Annotated in this window: 9 protein-coding genes, 1 tRNA gene and 1 pseudogene; 7 read left to right on the forward strand and 4 right to left on the reverse strand. The window is 67.9% G+C overall.

The window, feature by feature from the left end; genetic code table 11:
• Positions 1-136 precede the first annotated feature (136 nt).
• Positions 137-340, forward strand: coding sequence for a cold-shock protein (locus ASC56_RS36510; protein ID WP_055495910.1), 204 nt, complete (start codon positions 137-139; stop codon positions 338-340).
• A gap of 257 nt (positions 341-597) precedes the next feature.
• Here ASC56_RS36510 and ASC56_RS36515 read toward each other — a convergent pair whose 3' ends face one another.
• Positions 598-1,158 (reverse strand): hypothetical protein, encoded by a 561-nt coding sequence (locus ASC56_RS36515; protein WP_199836168.1) that lies wholly within the window; start codon positions 1,156-1,158, stop codon positions 598-600.
• Positions 1,159-1,423: 265 nt separating this feature from the next.
• On the opposite strand from ASC56_RS36515, the gene ASC56_RS36520 reads away from it, so the two are divergent.
• The 3 genes and pseudogenes from ASC56_RS36520 to ASC56_RS36525 all read left to right on the forward strand — a co-directional run bounded on the left by ASC56_RS36520 (position 1,424) and on the right by ASC56_RS36525 (position 3,043).
• On the forward strand, positions 1,424-2,209 hold the full coding sequence (locus tag ASC56_RS36520) for a hemolysin III family protein (protein ID WP_371330499.1): 786 nt from the start codon (positions 1,424-1,426) through the stop codon (positions 2,207-2,209).
• 328 nt (positions 2,210-2,537) lie between these two features.
• Positions 2,538-2,778: pseudogene (locus ASC56_RS42665) on the forward strand (xanthine dehydrogenase); the annotation flags it as partial.
• Positions 2,771-3,043: a hypothetical protein gene (locus ASC56_RS36525; RefSeq protein ID WP_055495912.1), complete on the forward strand. Its 273-nt coding sequence runs from the start codon at positions 2,771-2,773 to the stop codon at positions 3,041-3,043. The pseudogene ASC56_RS42665 and the gene ASC56_RS36525, both read left to right, overlap by 8 nt.
• Before the next feature lie 62 nt (positions 3,044-3,105).
• Here ASC56_RS36525 and ASC56_RS36530 read toward each other — a convergent pair whose 3' ends face one another.
• Complete coding sequence (locus ASC56_RS36530; RefSeq protein WP_055495919.1) at positions 3,106-4,344, reverse strand: PP2C family protein-serine/threonine phosphatase; 1,239 nt, start codon at positions 4,342-4,344, stop codon at positions 3,106-3,108.
• Positions 4,345-4,965: 621 nt separating this feature from the next.
• On the opposite strand from ASC56_RS36530, the gene ASC56_RS36535 reads away from it, so the two are divergent.
• The 3 genes from ASC56_RS36535 to ASC56_RS41455 all read left to right on the forward strand — a co-directional run bounded on the left by ASC56_RS36535 (position 4,966) and on the right by ASC56_RS41455 (position 6,291).
• Positions 4,966-5,039: transfer RNA gene (locus tag ASC56_RS36535), tRNA-Met, on the forward strand.
• Between the two features lie 587 nt (positions 5,040-5,626).
• Entirely contained in the window at positions 5,627-6,031 is a 405-nt protein-coding gene (locus ASC56_RS41450) for an ATP-binding protein (protein ID WP_055495913.1), read from the forward strand.
• Positions 6,032-6,036: 5 nt separating this feature from the next.
• The gene (locus tag ASC56_RS41455; RefSeq protein WP_055495914.1) at positions 6,037-6,291 is read left to right on the forward strand and encodes an ATP-binding protein; all 255 of its coding nucleotides are present in this window, start codon (positions 6,037-6,039) and stop codon (positions 6,289-6,291) included.
• Positions 6,292-6,477: 186 nt separating this feature from the next.
• On the opposite strand, the gene ASC56_RS36550 is transcribed toward ASC56_RS41455, so the two are convergent.
• Together ASC56_RS36550 and ASC56_RS36555 are read right to left on the reverse strand one after the other, a co-directional pair.
• Positions 6,478-8,163, reverse strand: coding sequence for a ribonuclease J (locus tag ASC56_RS36550; protein WP_055495915.1), 1,686 nt, complete (start codon positions 8,161-8,163; stop codon positions 6,478-6,480).
• Between the two features lie 1,159 nt (positions 8,164-9,322).
• A partial coding sequence (locus ASC56_RS36555) for a transposase (protein WP_159039825.1) occupies positions 9,323-9,715 on the reverse strand: 393 nt, incomplete at its 5' end.

A 9,715-nucleotide genomic window follows, 5' to 3' on the forward strand; every position in this document is an offset into this window, starting at 1 on the left:
CAGCTGTCGTGGTTCGGAATTCCCTGCCCGCGCCTTTGGTGTGGGCGTTTTGCTGTGTTGTGCCGCAGGGACCAGGACGATCACCTCCGTCTGCCACATGGAGTGGGAGGCGTTCATCGACTGGAAGGCATGAGGCATGGCAACGGGAACTGTGAAGTGGTTCAACGCGGAGAAGGGCTTCGGCTTCATTGCCCAGGACGGCGGCGGCCCGGATGTCTTCGCGCACTACTCCGCGATCAACTCCACGGGCTTTCGTGAGCTCCAGGAGGGCCAGGCCGTGACGTTCGACGTCACCCAGGGCCAGAAGGGTCCGCAGGCCGAGAACATCAACCTGGTCTGACCTCGCAGACCTGCCCGAGAGGTTGCGCACGCCGCGTCAGGTGGCCGCCGTCCGTGCGGGCCCTGCCTGCTGTCGCGCCGGGCCGGTGCAGGATCAGGGGGCCGCGCAGTAATGGCTGCGCGGCCCCTGGCCTGTGGATGCCCGGGGCCGCTGCGACTTCGGCTTGGAACTTCCTGGCCTCAAGTCGCTGCAGGCGTCGTCGGGTACGGGAGCCGCATGTCTGGCGCGGCTACCGTGCAGCTTGGAGGAGCCGACGTTCAGACGCTCGTCCAGGCGTCGAGGAAGGCTTTCCGTCCAGCCGGGTCGTCCGACCTGCGGTCTGCGTGCAGGACGCGCCAAGCGGTGAGCTCGAGATCTCGGAGCCACAGTTCTCCGATGACCTGTGTCTTGAGGTCGGGCAGATGGTCGGACTCGACGAGGGCCTGACCGATTACCTCGCCGGCCGCGAAGCGCTGGGGCGGGGTCATCTCATCGACGGCCGAGAGGATCTGCCTGGCCAGGGCGGTTCCCTCTCCTGCCAGCGAACGCAGCACCGGATCCTTGATGTTGACGGGCAGCAGGTACGCGGTGCCCGAAGACCTCCACAGGTCCGACCAGAAGTGCTCTCCTGCCGCGTTGGGGGCAGGCAGCGCGGCCAGCAGTCCGAGGAGATGGCCGGTGGCCGCATAGCCATCGGAGTGGGCGGCTGCGACCACTGCGACGCCGGCGACGCCCTCCACATCGAGCTGGCCCGCCTCGAGATGCGGATCCAGGTCCAGTTGGTGTTCCAACTGGTCTGCGAGCGCGGTGGATACGTAGGGGCGGACCTCAGGAAGCATCGGCGATCCTTGCGCGTAGGCGAGCGGAGATGCCCGTTCGTAAGCACTGATCGTTCCCAGGACCAGCCGTTCTACTCGGCTTCGGCAGGCTCAATTGGCGGTAGGCCAGCGGGGCCGGAGTTCCCACGGTGGCGAACCGGCTCAGATCCGGCGACGTGGCTCTGGGGTTCTGGACCGACCTCCCGTCATGTGTCCGGGTGAGGTTTCCTAGCATGATCGCATGGTTGCCAGTGACGCCCAGGAGCCCGGGGGAGGACGAGAAGCTGTGTCTCGCGACGCCGCTGAGGTTGAATGTGGTCACGTCGTGTCAGCACGGGGAGAGGGCCGTGCAGACGGGCTACCCGACGAATCACCAGGCGACCAGGCGGGGAAGGGGGCTCACTCGGTTACTGCTCTGGTGGAGCGGGTGGCCCACCTGGCCGAACCGATCAAGCCGAAATTGCGTGGCTGGCTCCATGCCGGAATGGTCCCCGCCGCACTGATCGCGGGCGTCGTACTCATCTGCCTGGCCGGTACTCAGCAGGCGGTCCTGGCCTGCGCCGTGTACTCGGTCACCGCCTGGATGCTGTTCGCGACGAGCGCCATCTACCACCGTGGCACCTGGGGACCGCTCGGCGAGGCTCTTCTGCGACGCCTGGACCACGCCAACATCTTCCTGATTATCGCCGGCACCTGCACCCCCCTGGCCGTGCTCCTCCTCCCGTCCGAGCAGCGGTCCGTGCTGCTGTGGATCGTCTGGACGGGAGCGTTGGCCGGCATCGCGTTCCGGGTCCTGTGGGTCGGAGCTCCGCGCTGGCTGTACACCCCGTGTTACCTGGCCCTGGGCTGGGCGCCGGTGAGCTACCTTCCCGACTTCCTGCACACTGGCGGAGCAACCGTAGTCGTCCTGATCGTTGTCGGCGGTCTCCTGTATAGCGCGGGCGCGGTCGTCTACGCCCTGCAGCGGCCCGACCCCTCACCTCGCTGGTTCGGCTATCACGAGGTCTTCCATGCCCTGACCGTGGCAGCGTTCACCGCGCACTACACCGCCATCTCCCTCGCCACCTACTGACCGCGCCGGGTTCGGGCTCGCGCCGCTTGTCACACACGTTGCCGCGTGCTGATCCACGACGGGCGAGCTGTCCCCTGGGCGTCCCCCTTGCTTGAAATCCGTGCGCCGTCCCGTCTGCAAGTCGGCTGTTCTCCGGAGTGCGGCGCTCCGTGGGGCAGGGTAGGGACAGAGGAGCGAGAGAAAGACGAGACAGCGGTCTTCAGCTGACCTGCGATGGTAGGCGCCCGGTGTTCGAGGCGGAAGACATGAGGGAATGGCGGGGCCACGACGTGCTCGACCATGATCGGCAACACACACGTTCAGGGAATCCGAGCACGCCGCGATCGATGCCGGAGGGGACCCTGACAGCTGCCCCGAGAAGCTCTCAGTCCTCGTTCCCGTACATGCTGCTCCGCCCCCGCATGCCGATCTTCGGCGCTGTCGACTTCAGCCAGGCCGCATGCTTACTCGGGTACCGCGTCACCGTCTGCGACGCCCGACCCGTCTTCGCCACCGCCGCCCGCTTTCCGTACGCCGACGAAGTCGTCGTCGACTGGCCCCACCGCTACTTCGCCGCCACCGATGTCGACATTCCTTGGACTGTCCCTCCGCCCGCTTCACGTACGGGCGCCCGGCCCGCAGGGCGGGTTCCGCAGCACCCTCTTCCTGCGCGGGAAGGAGACCGGCGACGAGATCACCACCCTGGACAGCAATCCTGCCGAGCAAGACGCCAGCGATGCGGTGGCCTTCCTCCCGGACACCACCGAGTCCCCCTGGGCGGAACCGACGCACGGACGCCGCAGTGGGCATGGCGCCCTCCTCCGGCGCTGCATGGGCAGCCGGTCATGTGCATGACCGTAGGTGTGCGGTCTCGACGGGGAGCTTCCGGGGGTGCTCGCTCGTCCAAGCCGGCTTGTTCACAGGCGGATGACGACCAGCGCGATGTCGTCGCGACCGCCGGTGCTGACGCCGAGGCGGGTCAGCAGCGCGTCGGCCAGGTCGTCGGGCAGGAGAGCGGCGTGCTGGGCGAGGGCGTCGGCCAGGCGGGTCAGGCCGGCGTCGATGTCCTCGCTGCGGCGTTCGATAAGCCCGTCGGTGTAGAGCACGAGGGTGTCGCCGCGTGTGTAGGGGAGGATGGCCTGAGGGCGGGGGAGGTGTTCTGGGCGGGCGCCCAACGGCGGGTCGGTGGCCTGGTCCAGAAGCTCGGAGCTGCCGTCGGGATGGAGCAGGACCGGTGGCGGGTGACCGGCGTTGCTGTAGACGATGGCGCGGCTGCGGGGATCGACGAGTACCTTGACCGCGGTGGCGGCCAGGGCGTCTTCGAAGGACCGGGCGTACAGGCCGAGGACCTCGAGGGCCTGAGCGGGGTTGGGAACAGCGCGGATGGCGGCACTCAGGGCGCTGCGGAGCATGCCCATCACGGCGGCGGCCTGTAGTCCGTGGCCGACGACATCCCCGACAGCGACGGCGAAGCGGCCATTCGACAGGTCGACCACGTCGTACCAGTCGCCGCACACGTTGAGTGACGTGATGGCCGGGAGGTAGCGCACGGCGATGTCCTTGTGCCGCTCCAGATCGGGAGCGCGCAGCATGGCCTCTTGCAGAGTGACGGCGACTTCCCGTTCGAGGCTGTGCGACTGGCGTAGTTCCTCGTTCCAGCGCGTCAGCTCTTGCGCCCGCGCATACACCTCTGCCGCTACGCTCTCCTCTGCCCCGCCCAGATGCGTGCCGCGCCAGCGGACAGCGGAGCCGGCGAAGGCTGTGACGTCCTCGGCCCGCTGAAGGATCCACTGGACCTGGCCGTCCGGCCCCAGGACGGGGCTGTGGACGGGGGACCACCACCGCTCCTCGAACTCCCCAGGGCGTCCGTGGGCGGGGATGTCGTACCGCTGCAGCACCAGCATGTCCGGCTGCCCCGACGCCAGCACTTTCCGCAGCGATTCCTCTACGCTGCGCATCCCGTCGTCGGTGGAATCCTCGGGTTTGGGTGGAAAGGCGTCGAACAGATATCGCCCGACCAGGTCGCCTTCCGGCCATCCGGTGACCCGCAGGAACGCTCCATTGACACAGCGGATCACCAGGTCCGTGTCCAGCAGCAAGTAGGGACTCGGGCTGGCGGCGAACACCGCCGCAAAATCGATCTCTGTTGCGCTCACACGTCCCACCCGCCGGTCCTCACGAACACGTCCCCGGCACCGTCCAATCTACGCAGCGCACGCCCGCCACGCCCGCCGACCGATGGCGGCGACAGCCGTCCGTAGGGGACAAGCGGCGTTCGTGACCGAGGATGCCAGTCCACCACGAACCGGCCGGGGAGTCAGCGCGACAGTGTCCGACAGACGCAGGAGTCCACCCGGTCCTTCACAGATCCGGGTCCACCTGGTGCGGCGCCTGTCGCGGCCCTTACGCCTCCTCGGACGATACCCAAGGGATGCCGGTCCGCATGTGGACGAGGATCCCCTTGATGACCTGCCGGTGCTCCATTTACCGGCCGCCTCGACCGGCACGGTGAGCCTGCTCACCGTTGACCACGGGGGCTTTTCACGAAAGGGCGCATGGACGTTACACCTGCCCGGCCTGGACCAGCACCGACGACCACCTCGTGGAGACTTCTCCAGGTGTGCCCGTACTCCAACGGCACCCGAACTCAGAATCCAGATCTAGACCGGGTGAGCAGTGGCCATGTCGGTCGATCATGAGCAATCGGGCCCGCTCCGAGCGCAGGCGAAAGTCGATCGGGCCGATTCCGATCGGTGCCGTACAGTTCATCGTACCGACGCGGGGTGGAGCAGCTCGGTAGCTCGCTGGGCTCATAACCCAGAGGTCGCAGGTTCAAATCCTGTCCCCGCTACTCAAACGTGAAGGCCCGGCATGCACCGGGCCTTCACTGCGTGTGTGCCGGGTCGGCCCTGGCTCTCGGCGAACAGGGCACCGCGGTAGCAGAAGGCGTCAACGCACTGGGCTGCACCGACGCCGTACGCCGCCTCAGCCACCGGGCTCACGGAATCGCGGATCTGACACAAGGCGGCAATCCGTCGCATCGACGGATCAGACCACGCTAACCATGGACAGACTGGTGAGGCAGAAGGAACAGCCGACGGCCTCGATGTGGTGCCAGCGGTCACGAGCACGGTGATGCCCACAAGGAGTGCGCCTCGTGGCGGCGGGCATCTCGCTCACAGGGGTGCGGGAACGGCCAGGACATCGGTGTCGTCGTCCATCCCTGTGCCGAAGGCGTCGAGGGGGCGGCAGCGCACTCCCCCAGCACGCGCCGGCACCGTCGAACTCCCGGCGGATGACTTTCGCGGAATCTGCCAGTCACCCGGCAGACACAGATGGTTCACCGGGCAGGCATGGGTAACCCGGCAGATGGCTCCCACCGGCTGCGCAGAGCACCGGTCGGCGGCGGCCCAGAGCCACCCGCGCTGGAGGAACCTCGTGAACGGCGAATCGACCACCGCATCCTGCGAGACGCGCTTCCCCGCAGTCACGGCGAGCATCACGGCCGCCCGGCACTGGGTCCGCGACTGCGTGGACGGTTTCGGCGGCCCGCTGCGCCAGCACCGGATGATCCAGACCGCCGAACTGCTCGTCTCGGAACTGATCACCAACGCCATCCGCCACGGCTCCGGCCCGCCCCTGATCCAGCTCACCTGGAACGGGCGGTGGCTTCACATAGCCGTCAGCGATTCCAGCGACCGCTGGCCCCGCAAACGCGCCACCGCGAACACCGAGCCCGGCGGCTTTGGCATGCAACTCCTCGACCGACTCGCCCGACGCTGGGGCGTCACCCCCGGTCACCCCGGCAAAACGGTCTGGGCCGAACTCGGCCTCGACTCTTGAGCGCGGTGGCGGAGCTGACCACCAAGAGCGTCGTCCACGGCGCCGGCTCGGGCGCGCTGCGGATCCGGGCCGAGAGCGACCGGATCGTCTGCGAGGTCCACGACGGCGGACAACTGAACGATCCCCTGGCCGCCCGCCGCCCGCCCCATCCCACGCAGCCCAGCGGCAGGGGACTCCTACTCGTCCACCAACACGCGGGCCTCGTCCCTGTCCACACCGGCCCCGACGGCACTACCATTCGCCGCTACCTCCCCGGATGACCACGACAACGCGGCGGATCCCGCCCACTCACTCATGCGTTCCGCCTCCGGCGACGTGTTTTCGATGACTCATCATGTGGAGTGGGTTGCCACCCCGGCCTGCAGGAGTGGCTGCTTACTCCCGTGCCCGGCGTCGATGCCGGCGAGGCCGCGGCCGGAACCGGGACCGCGTTGCCGGGCTGTGGCTCAGGCGTCGATGATGACGGGGATGATCAGGGGGTTGCGCCGGTGGGTGCGGAACGCCCAGTTCGCCACGGCGCGGGCGAGGAGTTGTTCGAGTTGGCGCGCGTCCCCGACGCCTTCCTCGGCTGCGGTGGCCAGGGTCTTCTCGATGACGGGGATGACCGGCTCGAAGGTGGCGTCGTCGTGGACGAAGCCCCGGGCCAGGAAGTCGGGGGCCTCGGCGAGGGCGCCGGTGTCCGCGTCGACGATCGCCACCACCGTGAGCACGCCTTCGGCAGCGAGGGTGAGGCGGTCCTTGAGGGACGCTTCGGTGGCGCCGCCGACCTCCATGCCGTCCACGTAGACGTTGCCGGCGGGGACCTTGCCGGTGATGGATGCGCGTCCGTCGACCAGGTCGACGACGACGCCGTCCTCGGCGATGACGACCCGGTCGGGGTCGACACCGGTGCGGATGGCGAGGTCGGCGTTGGCCCGCAGGTGGCGCCATTCGCCGTGCACGGGCATGACGTTGCGGGGTTTGACGATGTTGTAGCAGTAGACGAGTTCGCCGGCGCTGGCGTGCCCGGAGACGTGCACCTTGGCGTTGCCCTTGTGGACCACGTGGGCGCCCCAACGGGTGAGTCCGTTGATCACCCGGTAGATGGCGTTCTCGTTGCCGGGGATGAGGGAGCTGGCGAGCAGGACGGTGTCGCCCTTGCCGATGCGGATCATGTGGTCGCGGTTGGCCATCCGTGACAGCGCGGCCATCGGTTCGCCCTGGGAGCCGGTGCACACGAGAGTGATCTTGTGGTCCGGGAGCTTCTCCAGCTCCTTCGTGCTCACGACCAGACCGGAGGGGACCTTCAGATAGCCCAGGTCACGGGCAATGCCCATGTTGCGGACCATCGACCGGCCGACAAAGGCGACCTTGCGGCCGTGCTGGTGGGCGGCGTCCAGGACCTGCTGGATACGGTGCACGTGGCTGGCGAAGCTGGAGACGATGACCCGGCGCGGCGCGGTGCGCATCACCTGCTCGATCGCCGGGTTCAGCTCTCGCTCGGAGGTGGTGAAGCCGGGCACTTCGGCGTTGGTCGAGTCGGTGAGGAACAAGTCCACGCCCTCCTCGCCGAGGCGGGCGAAGGCGCGCAGATCGGTGATGCGGTCGTCGAGAGGGAACTGGTCCATCTTGAAGTCGCCGGTGTGCAGCACCATCCCGGCCCGGGTGCGGATCGCGACCGCGAGGCTGTCGGGGATGGAGTGGTTGACCGCCACGAACTCGCAGTCGAAGGGCCCGAAGCCGCGCCGGTCGCCCTCCCGCACCCGCACCGTGCGCGGCCGGATGCCGTGTTCCTTGAGCTTGGCCTCCAGGAACGCCAGCGTCAGCTTGGAGCCGACGACGGGAATGTCGGACCGCTCGCGCAGCAGGTACGGCACGCCGCCGATGTGGTCCTCGTGGCCGTGGGTGAGGACCACGGCCACGATGTCGTCCAGCCGGTCCCGGATCGAGGTGAAGTCCGGCAGGATGACGTCCACGCCGGGCTGGGTCTCCTCGGGGAACAGCACGCCGCAGTCGACGATGAGCAGCTTGCCCGCGTGCTCGAAGACGGTCATGTTGCGGCCGATCTCACCCAGGCCGCCCAGGGCGATGACCCGCAGCCCTCCTTCGGGAAGAGGCGGGGCGGCTTTCAGTTCCGGGTGCGGATGACTCATACCCTGACGGTACCCGGAGAGCGGGACAGGATGATCCACTGCCTGCGGGACCTGAGCGCTCGATACGAACCGCCGCCGACGACGTACTGCCGCTCGCCGACCGCTGGCCGGTGATGGTCCGCTGCTGATGCCGAGGCGTCTGTCTCGACAGGGGCGTGCCCGACCAGGCGCCGTCACTGTTCTGACCGATCCGTGCGGTTGGTGCCAACTACGCGATGAGCCATCGGGTCGGAAGCCAGCTCCATCGGGGCGGCGCTGGCCCGCTGCATGCTGGCCCAGGATGTGGAACGACGTGAACCGGCCCTGGCCGACCGAACCGAACCGTCGCCGGCGCGGCAAGTCGGATCCGCGCGATGCCCAGAACACGGCCCGGGCGGTGCTGAGAGGGCGGGCGCGTGCCCGGGCCAAGTCCGTGCGATGCGCCGTTGCAGTTCGCCCGCATGTACAAGCTCGCCAAGGGTTGGGCGGTCAAGGCCGGTACCCAGGCGATCAACCAGCTCAAAGCTGTCCTCGTCAGTGCCGACGCGAACCGTGGGAAGGACTGGCCGGGCTGAACCATGCGCAGCATTTCGTTCCTGCGCACGGCTCACCGAGGACAGCAAGAAGGACCAAGACAGTGAAGAGGCGGTGTTGCAGGACACCCGTATCACCTCGCGCCGGTTGGCCAGGCGAAGCAAACAACTCGCCGAGCTCATGAAGGACTTGAAGGCCGACTGGCCCGACTCGGGGAACGTCACGCCCGCAGCTGCTCGACGGGGGACGGCCCGAGACGCCTCGGCAGTGAGGAGTCCTTCGCCGGGCTGTGCGAGGCCAGCCCCATGGAGGGTGTCTCGGGCCGTTCGTGCCATGGTCGACGAACGACAGCTCTAAGGCGGCCGGCAAGGCTGTCCGTCAATGCCGGTCGTGAGTAGACGAAGGTCAACACAGGGGCAGCCCGTCCGAGCCATGTTGAGCACCGATTCGGGCGAAGCTTTTCGGCTGTGGTCGGGTCATGCTGTTGTACCGGGATCGATGGGACGGTTGTGCAGTGCCGTCCCGGGCGGAGGTCTGACTCGTGAGATCTATGACCGAAGTGTCCAGTCACGGACCTGCCGACTGCCGTTGCGGGATGCTGCCTGCCACCGAGCCACAGGGCGTGTCCCAATAGCGCCTCTGTGTGTCAAGCGGCTTGAGCAAGGTGGTTCCGGTGGTCTCGTTTCATGATCCGGTAGACCACGTTGGACAGACGTCGTTTGAGGGCCCTTCGGGCTTCCGAAGGTGTCTTCCCCTCACTGATCTTGCGGAGGTAGTAGTCCTGCCCGCGCCCGCCGCCGCGGATCTGGCAGACGGCGATCGTGTGCAACACAGAGTTCAGCGCGCGGTTGCCGCCGGTGTTGAGCCGGTGGCGGACGTTGTTGCCACTGGAGGCGTCCAGGGGTGCGCTGCCGGTGTAGCTGGCGAAGTGGTGCTCGGTGGGGAACCGACTGATGTCCCCGATGTGACCGATGACCTTCGCGGCCAGCACGGTGCCCAGGCCCGGCAGGGCGGTGAGCGTGGTGCGAGTCGCGGCGAC

It is taken from the genome of Streptomyces sp. TP-A0356 (genome assembly GCF_001417775.1).
Lineage (GTDB): Bacteria > Actinomycetota > Actinomycetes > Streptomycetales > Streptomycetaceae > Streptomyces.

Bases quoted from the DNA above. Each gene is read 5' to 3' on its own strand.
- ASC56_RS36550 (WP_055495915.1), bottom strand. From the start codon at position 8,163: ATGAGTCATCCGCACCCGGAACTGAAAGCCGCCCCGCCTCTTCCCGAA.
- ASC56_RS36515 (WP_199836168.1), bottom strand. From the start codon at position 1,158: ATGCTTCCTGAGGTCCGCCCCTACGTATCCACCGCGCTCGCAGACCAG.
- ASC56_RS36525 (WP_055495912.1), top strand. From the start codon at position 2,771: ATGTCGACATTCCTTGGACTGTCCCTCCGCCCGCTTCACGTACGGGCG.
- ASC56_RS36510 (WP_055495910.1), top strand. From the start codon at position 137: ATGGCAACGGGAACTGTGAAGTGGTTCAACGCGGAGAAGGGCTTCGGC.